We start from the raw sequence: 15,285 nt of genomic DNA on the forward strand, positions 1-15,285 counted from the left end.
ATGAACGCCCGACGCATCCTGTTCGTGCACGCCCATCCCGACGACGAGACGCTCACGACGGGCGGCACCATCGCGCGGTACGCCTCCGACGGCGCCGACGTGACGGTGCTGACCTGCACTCTCGGCGAAGAGGGCGAGGTCATCGGGGACCGGTGGGCCGGCCTGGTCGCGGGCGCGGCGGATCAGCTGGGCGGCTACCGGATCATGGAGCTGACCGGCGCGCTGCAAGCGCTGGGCGTGTCCCGGCCGCGCTTCCTCGGCGGTGCGGGTCGCTGGCGGGATTCCGGGATGGTGGGCACGCCGTCAGCTCGTAATCCGCGCGCGTTCGTCAACGCCGACATCGACGAGGCGATCGCCGCGATCGTCGCGGTGATCCGGGAGCTACGCCCGCACGTGGTGGTCACCTACGATCCGGTCGGGGGCTACGGGCACCCCGATCACATTCAGGCGCACCGGCTCACGACGGCCGCCGTCGAGGCTGCCGGGACCGACGCCTTCCCGGACTGCGGGCAACCCTGGAATGTCGCGAAGTTCTACTGGACGGTCACCGAGCGGTCCACGCTCGAGGCGGAAGTGGCCGCGATCACCGACGTGCCGCACGGTTGGCGGATGCCGACGCCCGACGAACTCCCGACGGTGCCGGACGCGTCCGTGACCGCCGCCGTGGACGTCCGGCCGGTGCTGGACGCCAAACGCGCCGCGTTCCGGGCACACGCGACGCAGGTGACCGTCGCACCGTCGGGGACCGAGTTCGCGCTGTCGAACAACGTGATCCAGCCGATCCTCGCCGTCGAGCACTACACCCTGGTCCGGGGTGAGCCCGGGCCCGTCGAATCGGACGGACGGGAGAAGGATCTGTTCGGCGGGATCGGCTGACGATTCCCCGTAAGCTATGACCCAGGCCACGTTCGTGGGGGTCCGTGCGTCGGCACCAGCCCCTGTCGAACGGGAGGTCGCTGCGGATGTACAACTGGGAACTCCAGAATGCGATCACGGCTTTCGTGGACAGCCTGCGGCCGATGGCGCCGTACTTCCACGACCTCTACATCGGCTCACTGCACGCGTTCGCACACCAGATGAGCGACTTACTGACGGCGATGGGCTATCCGCCGGTGCCGTGACCGGACCCCGCCGTCGCCGCGTCGGCGCCGATGACGGACCCTTGAAGTCATGACCGACCCGAGCATCGCCGTCGACCCGCCCGCGTCGCCCGCCGAGGCGCGCACGACACTCGCCCTGCTCACATTCGACGGCTTCCTCTGCGCGGTGCTGTCGGTGCTGTTCCTGCCGACGTACATCGGGACGACGCCGTTCCCGATCACGGTGTTGATTTCCGCAGTGGTCAACCTGTTGCTGGTACTGGGCGCCCGCAAGTTCACCGATCGTGCTCTCGTGGCCGCGCTGCCGCTGTTCGGGTGGCTCTTCGGCTTCGGTCTGTGCGCGATCGGCGGTCCGGGCGGCGACGTGCTGGTGTTCGAGGACTGGCGCACCCTGCTGCTGTTCGTCGCGGCACTGCTTCCGGCGGGCCTGTACCTGTTCCAGGTCCGGCTCTCGTCGCTCGTGGCGGCGGCTCAGCGCTGAACGCGTAGCCAGATGCCGCCCGCGCCGGGCGTCACGGCGTCCACGAGCGCCCAGGCATGCTCGGCCGGGAGGTCGTGCACGACGTAGCGGCCGGTGCCGGCCGGGGTCGCGGCGATCACGGTGGCGACTCCGGCGCGCCGCTGGAAGAACGTCTGCCGCACCGTCCAGCCGATGATGCCGTCTGCTGCCAGGCTGTTGCGTCGGCGGTCGAGAGAGCCGCTGCGGGTGACCAGCCAGCCGGGCAGGACGGCATGACCGAGCCCGCGGTAGCGGTCCCGGGCGAGGCCGGCACCGGCGACGGCGAGGACCACGACGCCTGCCCACACGGGCCACGGAACGTCGCGTCCGGCGACCGCGACGCCCGCCGCGGCGAGGGCGGCCACGACAGCGGGCCACAGCGCACGGGTGTAGCGCCGTCGCCGTGCGGCCGGGCCGTGCAATGCCAACGGTGTCTCGGCCTGGCGATCGTCGCCGAGCACGGTCGCCATCACACGCATGGCCTCGGCGCGCGGACTCTGCGGCAGCAGCAGCGACGACTCGCGGTGCTCGGCGGAAACACCGGTCATGATCGCGTCGAGCGAGGCGCCGCCCGCCAGCCGCAGCAGCAGCGGCTCCTTGAGCGTCGTGCCGCGCAGGCGCTGCCGGTCGAGGGTGGTCTGCCGGGTCCGCAGGAGACCGTGGCTCACGTGCAGTGTGCGGCCGGTGTCGGTGACGGTCATGCGGCCGTAGACGACGAGGTAGCGGACGCACGCGAGAACGCTCGCGGCGAGGAACAGCCCGACGAAGGCGAGGAAGCCGAGGACCGCGAGGACGAGTGCGCCGGCCTGCTGCGCGGAGTCGACGCCCTCCTCGAATGCGGGCGACCGCGCGATGCTGTCCACCAGGCCGTACTGGAAGACGATGCCCACCAGCGCGCCGATCGCGACAAGTCCGGTGACGGAGAACGGGGCGTACCGCACCCAGGCCGGGGTCCAGTGGCCGATCTCGGCACCCTCCCGGTCGGGGGCGCTGTCCGCGTCGGGTCGGCCGGGGTGCGGCCCGTGACCCGACAGCAACGCGGTTCGCAGATCCGGAACGAGTGAGACGTCGAGTGCGTCGAGTTCGAACTTCTCCTCGTCGCGTCCGCTGTGGCGTCCGGTGCCGATCCGCAGCACGGCCAGCCCGAGCAGTCGATGCAACACCCGGGCCTCGACGTCGACGGACCGGATCCGGTTGCGGGGGACCGACAGCACCTTCTTCTGGAAGACGCCGCGACGCAACTGCACGTGTACCGGGCCGATCCGGTAGGTGGTGGTGACCCAGCGCAGGACGCCGTACGCGACGAGCGCGGCGACCACGATCAGGCCCCAGTAGTGATTGCCGCTGCTGCTGCCGACGATCCACGAGACCGCGATCACCGGGAGCAGTTTCACGACCTCGTTGACGGGGTGGACGAGCAGCATCCGCTTGTCGAGGCGCAGCCACGGTTGCTCGTCCTCGGCGGCGAGGGCGGCCTCGCCGGTCCTCTCGGCCGGCACGCTCACGTCGCGTCCCCGGCATTGCGGGCGGTGATCGCGGTCAGTTGCTCGACTGTGCGGTCGGCGACGTCGAGGTCCAGAGCGGTGATCTTGACCGCCCCGGCGGACGACGCCGTGGTGACGGTGACGGTCGCGAGACCGAACAGACGGTCGAGTGGTCCCCGTTCGGTGTCGACGGTCTGGATGCGGGTGATCGGTGCGATGCGCCGTTCCTGATCGAACCAGCCGGTGCGGGTGTAGACCGCGTCGTCGCTGATCTCCCAGCGGTGTACCCGGTACCGCCACCGCGGCACGACCGCGATGTCCGCGACCGCGACTGCGAGCGTCACCGCGAACACCGTCACGTGCGGCCACGTCGTCCAGCGTCCGTCGAGCACCGCCCACACGACCTGCGCCGCGAACACCGGGAGCCAGACGAGGGTTGCGGTGGTGGCCCACAGCGCGGGGGCCTTCGTGCTCGGTCGCCATGCCGGGTCGGCCATGGTCACCGTACGCGGGGAACGGGTCGGGTCGGACGGAACGCTCACGACCTCATCCTGCCCGAGTCGGGACGATGCGTCCTATGGTGGAGGTGGCCGCACAGGGCGTGCGGTGCCTGTCGAGACGGGAGGTGGTCGTGATGGTTAGGACCGACGCAGAGAACAACGACGCGGGGGCCGTGGACGTTCCAGAGGCCGATCTCGTCGAACAGTTGACTCCGGCCGAGTCGGACGACGAACACGAGGAGTCGACGCCGCCGCCGACACCCCTCGAAGTGAATCCGGCGGACGCCGCGGAGCAGCGGCGGAGCGTTCCGTTGGACGAGGACTATCCCCGCGGTTAGACGGGTGGTGTGAGACCCACGGTGGCAGCGAGACCGGTCGGTGGCGCATGATCGTCGGGTGAGTCACTCGAGCGATGACACCGACCGGTCCACGATTCTGCCGATCCCGTCGGTTCCCACCGAGGGCCCGTCCGCGAGTGCGATGCGGCGAGTCCTGCGCCGGGCCCGGGACGGCGCGACGCTCAACGTCGACGAGGCCACCACGCTGCTGCACGCGCGTGGCGCCGACCTCGAGGATCTGTGCGCGTCCGCCGCGAAGGTGCGCGACGCGGGCCTGCTCGCTGCGGGACGGCCGAATACGGTGTCGTACTCGCGCAAGGTGTTCGTCCCGATCACGCGCCTGTGCCGCGACAAGTGCCACTACTGCACGTTCGTGACGGTCCCCGGCAAGCTGCGGGCGGCCGGGCACGGCATGTACCTGGAGCCCGACGAGATTCTCGAGATCGCCCGCCAGGGCGCCGAATTGGGTTGCAAGGAGGCACTGTTCACCCTCGGTGACCGGCCGGAGGATCGCTGGCCGGAGGCGAAGCAGTGGCTCGACGAGCGTGGCTACGACTCCACTCTCGACTACGTGCGGGCCATGTCGATCCGGGTTCTGGAGGAGACCGGACTGCTGCCGCACCTCAACCCGGGCGTCATGAGCTGGGAGGAGATCTCGCGGCTCAAGCCGGTGGCGCCGTCGATGGGCATGATGCTCGAGACGACGTCGACCCGCCTGTTCACGGACAAGGGCGAGTGCCATTACGGCAGCCCCGACAAGGATCCCGAGGTGCGGCTGCGCACGCTCACCGACGCGGGACGACTGTCGGTGCCGTTCACGACCGGCATCCTCGTCGGTATCGGCGAGACGCTCGCCGAGCGCGCCGAGTCGATCATGGCGATCCGCAAGCTGCACAAGGCCTTCGGGCACGTGCAGGAAGTGATCGTGCAGAACTTCCTGGCCAAGCCGGACACCGCTATGCGGGACGCCCCCGACGCGAACCTCGAGGAGTTCCTGGCCACCATCGCGGTCGCGCGCCTGCTGTTGGGGCCGGGGATGCGGATCCAGTCGCCCCCGAACCTGGTATCCGAGGCGGAATGCCTGGCGTTGATCGGCGCGGGTGTCGACGACTGGGGCGGGGTGTCGCCGCTCACCCCCGATCACGTGAATCCCGAACGGCCGTGGCCGAATCTGGACTCGCTCGCCGCGATCACCGCGCAGGCCGGGTACACGCTGGTCGAGCGGACCGCGGCGCAGCCGCAGTACGTGCTGGCCGGGCATCCGTGGATCGATCCACGGATCGGGGCGCACGTGCGCGCTGTGGCCGACCCGATGACCGGCCTCGCCCGGGCCGACGTGAAGCCGGCGGGTTTGCCGTGGCAGGAACCGGACGAGGAGTGGGTGTCGTCCGGCCGCGTAGACCTCAACACCGAGATCGACACCGACGGCCGCAACACCGAGACCCGATCCGACCTCGGTAGCGCGTTCGGCGACTGGGAGACCGTGCGCGAGCAGGTTCTCGAACTGGGTCGCGCCGCGCCGGCCCGCGTGGACACCGACGTGCTGTCCGCGTTGCGCAGCGCCGAACGCGATCCGGCGACGCTGTCCGACGACGAGTACCTCGCACTTGCGACGGCCGACGGGGACGGCCTCGAGGCCGTCGTCGCGCTCGCCGACGCGCTGCGCAAGGACGCCGTCGGCGACGACGTCACCTACGTCGTCAACCGGAACATCAACTTCACCAACATCTGCTACACCGGCTGCCGGTTCTGCGCGTTCGCGCAGCGCAAGGGGGACGCGGACGCGTTCACGCTGTCGGCCGAGGAAGTCGCGGACCGGGCGTGGGAGGCGCACGTCGCGGGCGCGACCGAGGTCTGCATGCAGGGCGGCATCGACCCCGAGCTGCCGGTCACCGGGTACGCGGACCTGGTGCGGGCGGTCAAGCGCCGGGTGCCGTCGATGCACGTGCACGCGTTCAGCCCGATGGAGATCGTCAACGGCGCCTCCCGCGGCGGTCAGAGCGTCCGCGACTGGCTCACCGAGCTGCGTGCGGCCGGCCTCGACACCATCCCGGGCACCGCCGCGGAAATCCTCGACGACGAGGTCCGCTGGGTCCTCACCAAGGGCAAGCTGCCCGCGTCGGCGTGGATCGACGTCGTCACCACCGCGCACGAGGTGGGACTGCGGTCGAGTTCGACGATGATGTACGGCCACGTGGACAGTCCCCGGCACTGGGTCGGGCATCTGAACGTCATCCGCGGAATCCAGGACCGCACGGGCGGATTCACCGAATTCGTGTTGCTGCCGTTCGTGCACCAGAGCGCACCGCTGTACCTGGCCGGCGCGTCCCGCCCGGGGCCGACGCAGCGCGACAACCGGGCGGCCCACGCGCTGGCGCGGATCATGCTGCACGGCCGGATCGCCAATATCCAGACCAGCTGGGTCAAGCTCGGCGTCGCGGGCACGCAGGCCATGCTCCAGGGCGGTGCCAACGACCTCGGCGGAACGTTGATGGAGGAGACCATCTCGCGGATGGCCGGATCGCAGCACGGTTCGGAGAAGACGGTCGAGGAGCTGCGGGCCATCGCCGAGGGCATCGGTCGTCCGGCGCACGAACGACTGACGAACTACAGCCGCCGGGAGGGTGCACCCATTCCGGTGCGGTGAGTTCGCTGTTTCGGAAGGTTCGCGCCGGGGCACCCGTGGTCGAGAGGCCGAAGGGAGCCCCAGGTGGACCTGACACTGACGTTCGTCGGCAACGCGACGGTGCTGCTGCGATACGGCGATCTGACGGTGCTGACCGATCCGAACTTCCTGCACCGCGGACAGCACGCGTATCTCGGGTACGGGCTCGTCTCGGCGCGCCGCCACGATCCGGCGATCGACGTGCGGGACCTGCCGCCGCTCGCCGCGATCGTGCTCTCCCACCTGCACGGTGACCACTGGGACCGGGTCGCGCAGCGGCACCTCGACCGGGATCTGCCGGTGCTGACGACGCCGCACGCCGCGAAGAGACTGCACCGCAGAGGATTCTCGCGGGCGACGGGGTTGCAGACCTGGCAGCGGCACACGCTCACGACGGGTGGCGCCCAGGTGGTGGTGACGGCGGCGCCGGGGGAGCACGCGCCGGTGGTGGCGCGCCGCCTACTGCCGCCGGTGATGGGCAGTATCCTCGAGTTCGGTCCGCTCGGCGGCCCGGTGGAGCGCCGGCTGTACATCTCGGGTGACACGCTGATCGTCGATGCGCTGCAGGAGATTCCGCGCCGGCACCCGGATCTGGATGTCGGCGTCGTGCATCTCGGTGGGACCCGGCTGCCGGCCGGTGACCGGCTGCCGTTCGGGCTGACCGTGACGATGGACGGCCGCCAGGGCGCCGACCTGGTGGAGTTGCTCTCCCTACCGAAGGTGGTGCCCGTGCACTTCGACGACTACACGGTCTTCGCCTCGCCGCTCTCGGACTTTCGCGACGAGGTGACGCGGCGCGGCCTCGGTGACCGCATCGTGTACGTCGATCGCGGGGAGACGGTGACGCTGTAGCGTCGGTGCCTCTCGACGTCGGCGCCTCCCGCCGCAGGAACGGTTCAGTCCTTGCGGTGTGGCAGGAACTCCTGGGCCTTCGTCTTGATGCCCGTCTTCACGAAGCCCCACGCATTCTCGTCGCCGCCCAGGACGGCGGCGGTCGCGCCCTTGAACTGCTCCCACGTCGCGTGGGGCGGGATCGGCGGCATGTCAGGATCGGTGTGGACGTCGAGGACGGTGGGCCGGTCCGCGGACAGGGCGCGGTCCCACGCGCCGGCGAGGGCGTCGGGGTCGTCGACGGTGATGCCTTGCAGTCCCAGGCTCGCGGCGAAGGCGGCGTAGTCGACGTCCGGGAGGCTCTGCGACTCGGTGAACTTCGGTGCGCCGCTCATGGCCCGCATCTCCCACGTCACCTGGTTGAGGTCGTTGTTGTGCAGGACGGCGACGATCAGGCGCGGGTCCGACCACTCCTGCCAGTACCGCTTGACCGTGATCAGCTCGGCCATACCGTTCATCTGCATGGCGCCGTCGCCGACGAACGCGATCGCCGGCCGGCCGGGGTGGGCGAACTTCGCGCCGATGCCGTACGGGACGCCGGGACCCATCGTCGCCAGCGTCCCCGACAGCGAACCCCGAATGTCGCCGCGGAAACGGAGTTGGCGCGCATACCAGTTGGCGGCCGATCCGGAATCGGCGGTGACGATCGCGTCGTCGGGCAGGATCGGGGAGAGCTCGGAGAACAATCGCAGCGGATTGACCGGGTCGGCCGTTACCCGGGCCTGCCTGTCCATCGTCTCCCACCAGCGGGCGACGTCGGCCTCGATGCCCTCGCGCCACGACCGGTCCTGTTTGCGCTCGAGCTGCGGGATCAGTGCTCGCAGCGCGGCCCGGGCGTCCGCCACCAGGTTGACCTCGTACGGGTACCGCATGCCGACGAACCGGGCGTCGATGTCGATCTGTACCCCGCGCGCCTGTCCGTAATCGGGCATGAACTGGCTGTACGGGAAGCTCGACCCCACGGTGAGCAGCGTGTCGCAGCCGGTCATCATCTCGTAGCTCGGCCGGGTGCCGAGCAGGCCGATGGATCCGGTGACCCAGGGCAGCTCGTCGGACAGCACGTCCTTGCCCAGCAGGGCCTTCGCGGCGCCCGCACCGAGCAGGTCGGCCACCTCGGCGAGTTCGGCGTCCGCCCCCCGGGCCCCGGTGCCGACCAGCATCGCGACCTTGGAGCCGGCGTTGAGGATGTCGGCGGCCCGCCGGACGGCGTCGTCGTCCGGGGCGATCTGCGGAAGGTCGAAACCGAGGCTGGACGGCACCATCTTGAAGGCGTGGGTAGGTGGCGAGTACGGCAACTCTTGCACGTCGGCGGGTATGATGAGGGCCGTCGGCGCACGCTGCGAGAGCGCGGTGCGGATCGCGCGGTCGAGGACGTTGGGCAGCTGCTCGGGCACGTTCACGGTCTGCACGTAGTCGGCGGCCACGTCCTTGTACAGGCTCGCCAGGTCCACCTCCTGCTGATAGGAGCCGCCCATCGCGCTCCGGTTGGTCTGCCCGACGATCGCTACCACGGGAACGTGATCCAGCTTGGCGTCGTAGAGGCCGTTGAGCAGGTGGATCGCGCCCGGGCCGGACGTCGCCATGCACACCCCGACCCGGCCGGAGAACTTCGCGTATCCGACGGCCTCGAAGGCGCACATCTCCTCGTGCCTGGCCTGCACGAACCTGGGGTGGTTGTCGGCTCGACCCCATGCGGCGAGGATCCCGTTGATGCCGTCGCCCGCGTACGCGAACACGTGCTCGACGGTTCACGCCCGTAGGCGCTCGAGCAGATAGTCCGCGACGTTCCGGTCGGCCATGGCGCCTCCTCTGCAGGTGCATCCGGCTACCCGCGCCGCGGGGGAGGCAAACGAGCGGCGGGTTCGCAGCGGAGCCGCCGGGCTTCGTAGGTCACCCTTACCTGACTGCGTCGGCGCGCGCGCTTCATACTGGACCTTCCGGAAGGTCGTCGGGCGCGAGCCCGGCATCCGGCTCACCGAGGCGCCCGAGCGCCCGTGTCAGAAAGGCAGGGAGAGCAGCAGTGACCTACACGATTGCCGAACCGTGCGTCGATGTGATGGACAAGGCATGTATCGAGGAGTGCCCGGTCGACTGCATCTACGAGGGTGGTCGCATGCTCTACATCCATCCGGACGAGTGCGTGGACTGCGGTGCGTGTGAGCCGGTCTGCCCCGTCGAGGCCATCTTCTACGAGGACGACGTTCCGGATCAGTGGAACGGCTACGTCGCCGCCAACGTCGACTTCTTCGACGATCTGGGTTCGCCGGGCGGTGCGGCGAAGCTCGGCAAGGTCGACTTCGACCCGCCGTTCATCAAGGCGCTGCCCCCCATGGGCGAAGAGTAGGTAGGGGTTCCGGCGTTGCCTCGCATTCCCGTGGCCCAGTCCCTGCCCGATTTTCCGTGGGACTCCCTCGCGTCCGCGAAGGAGAAGGCCCAGTCCCATCCCGACGGGATCGTCAACCTGTCGGTGGGAACTCCGGTCGATCCGGTTGCCCCGGGCATCCGGGACGCCTTGGCGTCGGCGTCGGCTGAGCCCGGCTATCCGACGACGCACGGGACCGACGCGCTGCGCGAGGCGACGTCGGCGTCCCTGGCCCGCCGCTACGGCATGACGGGCGTCGATCCCGCGGCGATCCTGCCGGTGATCGGCACCAAGGAGGTCATCGCGTGGCTGCCGAGCCTCCTCGGTCTCGGCGCCGACGACCTGGTCGTGATCCCCGAGGTTGCGTATCCCACGTACGAGGTGGGTGCGTTGCTCGCCGGTGCCCGGGTGCTGCGCGCCGATGGGACCGCGCAGTTGGGGCCGGAGAAGCCGGCGTTGATCTTCGTGAACTCGCCGTCGAATCCCACCGGCAAGGTCCTCGGCGTGGAGCATTTGCGGAAGGTGGTCGACTTCGCGCGTGAGCGCGGCGCCATCGTCGCGTCCGACGAGTGCTACCTGGGCCTGACCTGGGAGGGTGAAGCCGTCTCGATCCTCGACCCGAGGGTGTGCGGCGGCGACCACACCGGGCTGATCGCAATCCACTCGCTGTCGAAGACGTCGAATCTGGCCAGCTACCGGGCCGGCTTCGTCGCGGGCGATCCGGCGCTCGTCGCCGAACTGCTCGAGGTGCGCAAGCACGCGGGCATGATGATGCCGACGCCGATCCAGGCGGCGATGGCGGCCGCGCTCACCGACGACGACCAGGAGAAGGAGCAGCGCGAGCGGTACCGCCGCCGCCGTGACGTCCTGCTGGCCGCCGTGCGCGGTGCCGGTTTCACCGTCGACGACTCGGAAGCAGGCCTGTACCTGTGGGCCACCCGCGGCGAGAACTGCCGCACCACGGTCGACTGGTTCGCCGAGCGCGGCATCCTGGTCGCGCCGGGCGACTTCTACGGACCGCGCGGCGCCGCGCACGTCCGGATCGCCCTGACGGCCACCGACGAGCGGATCGAGGCGGCCGCAGCGCGCCTGTCCTGATCTCATCTTCGGGTACCCGGGTTCTCGCGTTTTGCGCACTTATCGCGCGCGTGGGGCCCGGGTTCTCGCGTTTTGCGCACTTATCGCGGGGAGAGGGCACTCGATCTGACGCTTCGCGCACTTGTTGCGGGGCGCGGGAGGCGGTGGCGGGCGTAGCCTGAGCTTGGTTGCAGTCACTTGGCTACTGGCTGAGGAGGGCAGCATGGATGCCGTCACGGACGTTCCGGCGCCGTACAACGAGCCGGTCCACTCCTACGCGCCCGGCAGTCCCGAGCGCGACCGACTGACGAGGGCGCTGGCGGAGCACACCTCGACCGTGGTCGCGATCCCGCACGTGATCGGCGGCGAGCACCGTCACGGCAGCGGTGAACCGAGGGAAGTGGTTCAACCGCATCGGCATTCCGCCGTCCTCGGCACCTACTCGAATGCGACGTACGACGACGCGTCCGCGGCCATCGAGGCGGCGACCGCGGCGGCGCCGGCGTGGCGCGAGCTCCCGTTCGACGAGCGGGCCGCGGTGCTGTTGCGGGCGGCGGATCTGCTGTCCGGGCCGTGGCGGGAAAAGATCGCGGCGGCGACGATGCTGGGGCAGTCCAAGTCCGTCCAGCAGGCCGAGATCGACGCTCCGTGCGAACTGGTCGACTTCTGGCGGTTCAACGTCCACTTCGCCCGTGGCATCCTGGCCGAGCAACCGACGTCGTCGCCCGGGGTGTGGAATCGGCTCGAGTACCGCCCGCTCGAGGGTTTCGTCTACGCCATCACGCCGTTCAACTTCACCGCGATCGCCGGGAACCTGCCGACCGCTCCCGCGCTGATGGGCAACACGGTGGTCTGGAAGCCGTCGCCCACCCAGACGCTCGCCGCGTACTGGACGTTGCGCCTGCTCGAGGCCGCCGGCCTGCCACCGGGCGTGATCAACCTGCTCACCGGCGACGGTCTCGCCGTTTCCGATGTGGCGCTGCGTGATCCACGGCTGGCCGGCATCCACTTCACCGGTTCCACCACGACGTTCCGCCACCTGTGGGGCGAGGTGGGCGCGAACATCGCCGACTATCGCAGCTATCCGCGCCTGGTGGGGGAGACGGGCGGCAAGGACTTCGTGGTGGCGCACCCGTCGGCCGATCCGGCGGTGCTGTCCACGGCACTGATCCGCGGGGCGTTCGAGTACCAGGGCCAGAAGTGCTCGGCGGCGTCGCGCGCCTACATTCCGCGATCGGTGTGGTCGCGGATGCAGGACCAGTTCCTCGCCGAGGTCGACGCCCTCTCCTACGGCGACGTCACCGATCTGGAGAACTTCGGCGGTGCGCTGATCGACCGGCGCGCCTACGACAAGAGCGTCGCGGCGATCGAGCGGGCGCGCGGCGCCGACGGAGTGCGGATCGCCGTGGGCGGCAAGTACGACGACAGTGTGGGGTACTTCGTCCGGCCGACGGTCCTCACGGTGGACGATCCGCGCGACGAGGCGCTCGTGAAAGAGTACTTCGGTCCGATTCTGTCGATACACGTCTACGACGACTCCGCCCCGCAGGCGTTCGACGACGTGCTCACCGCGGTGGACACGACAGCGGCGTACGCGTTGACCGGCGCCGTGGTGGCCACGGACCGCGCGGCGATCGAACGAGCCTCGGCGGCATTGCGGTACGCGGCGGGGAACTTCTACGTCAACGACAAACCGACCGGCGCGGTAGTGGGTCAGCAACCGTTCGGCGGGGCGCGGGCGTCGGGTACCAACGACAAGGCCGGCTCGCCGCTCAACCTGCTGCGGTGGGTATCGCCGCGCACGATCAAGGAGACCTTCGTCCCGCCCACCGATCATCGCTACCCGCACATGGGGTCGGGGCACGGCCGATGACGCCGGGCGTCCTGTCGAATCCGCTGCGGCCGGCGATCCTGGCCGCAGCGCGCTCGTCGAGCGTGAAGAGTGCGGTCACCCGGGCGCCGGTCACCAAGTCGATCGTGCGCCGTTTCGTGGCGGGGGAGTCGCTCGCCGACGCGATGGCCGCGACGTCGACGCTGCTGGTCGCGGGCCGATCGGTGAGCATCGACCACCTCGGCGAGGACACCCTCGACGTCGAGCAGGCCCGGAACACCGTCGTCGCGTATCTCGAACTGCTCGCCGAGCTCGCGCGCCTGCCCCAGGCCGCGGCGACCGGAGTGCGGACGCTCGAGGTGTCGATGAAGCTGTCCGCACTGGGCCAGGGGCTGCCGGGCGACGGCGACAAGATCGCGCTCGACCACGCGCGGACCATCTGCGCGGCCGCCCACGAGCACGGGGTGTGGGTGACCGTCGACGCCGAGGACCACACCCGCACCGACTCCACGCTGGCGATCGTGCGGGAATTGCGGGCCGACTTCCCGTGGCTCGGGACGGTGCTGCAGGCATATCTGCGGCGGACCGAGGGCGACTGCCGCGACCTTGCCGGCGCCGGATCGCGGATCCGGCTGTGCAAGGGCGCTTACCGCGAACCGGAGTCGGTGGCGTACCGGTCGCGGGCCGACGTCGACGCGTCGTACCGGCGGTGCCTGCGGGTCCTCATGGCAGGTGACGGCTACCCGATGGTGGCCACCCACGACCCGGCGATGATCGCCTCGGTGGACGGACTGGTCACCGAAACCGGGCGCGGAACAGACGATTTCGAACATCAGATGCTGTTCGGGATCCGCGACCTCGAGCAGGCCCGATTGGTGGACGCGGGGCGTCGGGTCCGGGTCTACGTGCCGTACGGCGCGCAGTGGTACGGGTACTTCATGCGGCGGTTGGCGGAGCGGCCGTCGAACCTTCGGTTCTTCCTGCGTTCGACGCTCTCTCGGGGCTGACGCGCGATGTGAGACAGTGAGCGTCGTGCTGCTCAGTTCGCTCAATCCCCTCGCCGTCGCGCGCGGCGACGACATGCCCGACGCCGTCCGAATCGGCGACACCGTACTCTCGCGCACCGACATCCTCGGGGCGGCCGGCGCGTTGGCCAAGCGCATCGCCGGCGCCCGGGTGGTGGCGGTGCTGGCCGAGCCCACGCCCGCGACGGTGATCGCCGTCGTCGGCTGCCTGCTCGCGGGGGTCACGGTGGTTCCGGTTCCGCCGGATTCGGGTCCGGCCGAGCTCGAACACATCCTTTCCGACTCCGGGGCGCAGGGGTGGCTGGGCCGGGCTCCGGAGGGATCCGCGCTGCCGGTGGTGCCGGTGCGCGTGCACGCCCGCGACTGGCACAGCCATCCCGAACCGCACCCGTCGTCCACCGCGTTCGTGCTGTACACGTCGGGCACGACGGGTCCGCCGAAGGGCGTGCTGCTGAGCCGTCGCGCGATCGCCGCCGGGATCGACGCGCTCGCCGAGGCGTGGGACTGGACGTCCAAGGACGTTCTGGTGCACGGCCTTCCGCTGTTCCACGTGCACGGGCTGATCCTCGGTGTCCTCGGCCCGCTGCGGGTGGGCAGCCGGCTGGTCCACACCGTCAAACCGACGCCGCAGGCGTATGCGGACGCCGCGCGGGCCGGTGGATCGCTGTTCTTCGGGGTGCCCACCGTGTGGTCCCGAATCGTGGAGGACGAGGCGTCGGCCCGTGCCCTGAGCGGTGCGCGGCTGCTGGTGTCGGGCAGTGCGCCGCTGCCGGTCCCGGTGTTCGAGCGGTTGCGCGCGCTCACCGGGCTCACCCCGATCGAGCGCTACGGCATGAGCGAGACCATGCTGACGATCAGCACCCGCGTCGACGGCGAACGCCGACCCGGCTGGGTGGGCGTGCCGGTACGCGGCGTCGAGACCCGGCTGCGCGACGAGCACGGGGACCCGGTGCCGCACGACGGCGAGAGCATCGGCGGCCTGCAGGTCCGCGGGGCGACGCTGTTCGACGGCTACCTGAACCGGCCCGACGCCACCGCCGAGTCGTGGACGGAGGACGGCTGGTTCAAGACCGGCGACGTCGCGGTCATCGACGCCGGCGGCTTCCACCGCATCGTCGGCCGTGAGTCCACCGACCTCATCAAGTCCGGCGGCTACCGCATCGGTGCCGGGGAGGTGGAGACTGCGCTGCTCGGGCACCCGGGCGTCAAGGAGGCCGCCGTCGTCGGACTGCCCGACGCCGACCTGGGCCAGCGCATCGTCGCGTTCGTCGTCGGCGACGGACTCGACGAGCAGGCGCTGATCGACCACGTCGCATCGCAGCTCTCGGTGCACAAGCGCCCGCGCGAGGTCCGCCTGGTCGAGTCGCTGCCGCGCAATGCGATGGGCAAGGTGCAGAAGAAGCTGCTCTAGGCGCTGCGCGCCCGTGCGCCTTTTTGGTAGCTGGGGGCACCGGAAAGGCGCACGGGTGGCGAAGCCGCCGGTTCCGGAATCGGGGCGAGGTCGAGTCGGCAC

The 15,285-nt window shown here is 70.3% G+C and carries 13 protein-coding genes and 1 pseudogene; 11 read left to right on the plus strand and 3 right to left on the minus strand.

All coding sequences use genetic code 11. The features are described 5' to 3' along the window. The 3 genes from mshB to A6I89_RS20545 all read left to right on the plus strand — a co-directional run bounded on the left by mshB (window position 1) and on the right by A6I89_RS20545 (window position 1,581). Window positions 1-876, plus strand: coding sequence for an N-acetyl-1-D-myo-inositol-2-amino-2-deoxy-alpha-D-glucopyranoside deacetylase (gene mshB, locus A6I89_RS20540; protein ID WP_022594822.1), 876 nt, complete (start codon window positions 1-3; stop codon window positions 874-876). 86 nt (window positions 877-962) lie between these two features. Then, on the plus strand, window positions 963-1,121 hold the full coding sequence (locus tag A6I89_RS24725; RefSeq protein WP_005514503.1) for a hypothetical protein: 159 nt from the start codon (window positions 963-965) through the stop codon (window positions 1,119-1,121). Window positions 1,122-1,170: 49 nt separating this feature from the next. After that, entirely contained in the window at window positions 1,171-1,581 is a 411-nt protein-coding gene (locus A6I89_RS20545) for a hypothetical protein (RefSeq protein WP_005514502.1), read from the plus strand. On the opposite strand, the gene A6I89_RS20550 is transcribed toward A6I89_RS20545, so the two are convergent. Continuing rightward, a complete protein-coding gene (locus tag A6I89_RS20550) occupies window positions 1,572-3,104 on the minus strand; it encodes a PH domain-containing protein (RefSeq protein ID WP_022594824.1) in 1,533 nt (510 codons plus the stop codon). The genes A6I89_RS20545 and A6I89_RS20550 overlap by 10 nt on opposite strands. Continuing rightward, the gene (locus A6I89_RS20555) at window positions 3,101-3,580 is read right to left on the minus strand and encodes a PH domain-containing protein (RefSeq protein WP_044990702.1); all 480 of its coding nucleotides are present in this window, start codon (window positions 3,578-3,580) and stop codon (window positions 3,101-3,103) included. Before A6I89_RS20555 ends, A6I89_RS20550 begins: the two co-directional genes overlap by 4 nt. A 137-nt stretch (window positions 3,581-3,717) precedes the next feature. Here A6I89_RS20555 and A6I89_RS20560 point away from each other — a divergent pair, with 137 nt between their 5' ends. The 3 genes from A6I89_RS20560 (at window position 3,718) to A6I89_RS20570 (ending at window position 7,438) form a co-directional block, all read left to right on the plus strand. Continuing rightward, entirely contained in the window at window positions 3,718-3,921 is a 204-nt protein-coding gene (locus A6I89_RS20560) for a hypothetical protein (protein ID WP_037085488.1), read from the plus strand. A gap of 40 nt (window positions 3,922-3,961) precedes the next feature. Then, window positions 3,962-6,568: a bifunctional FO biosynthesis protein CofGH gene (locus tag A6I89_RS20565; RefSeq protein ID WP_044990704.1), complete on the plus strand. Its 2,607-nt coding sequence runs from the start codon at window positions 3,962-3,964 to the stop codon at window positions 6,566-6,568. A 63-nt stretch (window positions 6,569-6,631) separates the two neighbouring features. Next, on the plus strand, window positions 6,632-7,438 hold the full coding sequence (locus A6I89_RS20570) for an MBL fold metallo-hydrolase (RefSeq protein ID WP_022594830.1): 807 nt from the start codon (window positions 6,632-6,634) through the stop codon (window positions 7,436-7,438). A 44-nt stretch (window positions 7,439-7,482) separates the two neighbouring features. Here the strand turns inward: A6I89_RS20570 and A6I89_RS20575 are convergent. Then, a pseudogene (locus tag A6I89_RS20575) lies at window positions 7,483-9,276 on the minus strand (thiamine pyrophosphate-requiring protein). Between the two features lie 221 nt (window positions 9,277-9,497). On the opposite strand from A6I89_RS20575, the gene fdxA reads away from it, so the two are divergent. The 5 genes from fdxA to A6I89_RS20600 all read left to right on the plus strand — a co-directional run bounded on the left by fdxA (window position 9,498) and on the right by A6I89_RS20600 (window position 15,183). Next, window positions 9,498-9,821 (plus strand): ferredoxin, encoded by a 324-nt coding sequence (gene fdxA, locus A6I89_RS20580; protein ID WP_005514494.1) that lies wholly within the window; start codon window positions 9,498-9,500, stop codon window positions 9,819-9,821. 15 nt (window positions 9,822-9,836) lie between these two features. After that, window positions 9,837-10,937, plus strand: a complete 1,101-nt coding sequence (gene dapC, locus A6I89_RS20585) for a succinyldiaminopimelate transaminase (protein ID WP_044990706.1) — start codon at window positions 9,837-9,839, stop codon at window positions 10,935-10,937. A gap of 202 nt (window positions 10,938-11,139) precedes the next feature. Continuing rightward, window positions 11,140-12,789 carry an L-glutamate gamma-semialdehyde dehydrogenase gene (pruA, locus tag A6I89_RS20590; protein ID WP_022594836.1) on the plus strand — a complete coding sequence of 550 codons (1,650 nt, stop codon included), beginning with the start codon at window positions 11,140-11,142 and terminating at the stop codon, window positions 12,787-12,789. Then, window positions 12,786-13,754: a proline dehydrogenase family protein gene (locus A6I89_RS20595; RefSeq protein ID WP_022594838.1), complete on the plus strand. Its 969-nt coding sequence runs from the start codon at window positions 12,786-12,788 to the stop codon at window positions 13,752-13,754. Before pruA ends, A6I89_RS20595 begins: the two co-directional genes overlap by 4 nt. A 25-nt stretch (window positions 13,755-13,779) precedes the next feature. Continuing rightward, a complete protein-coding gene (locus A6I89_RS20600) occupies window positions 13,780-15,183 on the plus strand; it encodes an acyl-CoA synthetase (protein WP_022594840.1) in 1,404 nt (467 codons plus the stop codon). Window positions 15,184-15,285 lie beyond the last annotated feature (102 nt).

The organism is Prescottella equi (assembly GCF_002094305.1).
GTDB lineage: Bacteria > Actinomycetota > Actinomycetes > Mycobacteriales > Mycobacteriaceae > Prescottella > Prescottella equi.

What these genes read in the sequence shown, in the direction of transcription:
- A6I89_RS20545 (WP_005514502.1), top strand. Translation starts at nt 1,171, where the DNA reads ATGACCGACCCGAGCATCGCCGTCGACCCGCCCGCGTCGCCCGCCGAG.
- A6I89_RS20595 (WP_022594838.1), top strand. Translation starts at nt 12,786, where the DNA reads ATGACGCCGGGCGTCCTGTCGAATCCGCTGCGGCCGGCGATCCTGGCC.
- pruA (WP_022594836.1), top strand. Translation starts at nt 11,140, where the DNA reads ATGGATGCCGTCACGGACGTTCCGGCGCCGTACAACGAGCCGGTCCAC.
- A6I89_RS24725 (WP_005514503.1), top strand. Translation starts at nt 963, where the DNA reads ATGTACAACTGGGAACTCCAGAATGCGATCACGGCTTTCGTGGACAGC.
- A6I89_RS20555 (WP_044990702.1), bottom strand. Translation starts at nt 3,580, where the DNA reads ATGGCCGACCCGGCATGGCGACCGAGCACGAAGGCCCCCGCGCTGTGG.
- mshB (WP_022594822.1), top strand. Translation starts at nt 1, where the DNA reads ATGAACGCCCGACGCATCCTGTTCGTGCACGCCCATCCCGACGACGAG.
- A6I89_RS20560 (WP_037085488.1), top strand. Translation starts at nt 3,718, where the DNA reads ATGGTTAGGACCGACGCAGAGAACAACGACGCGGGGGCCGTGGACGTT.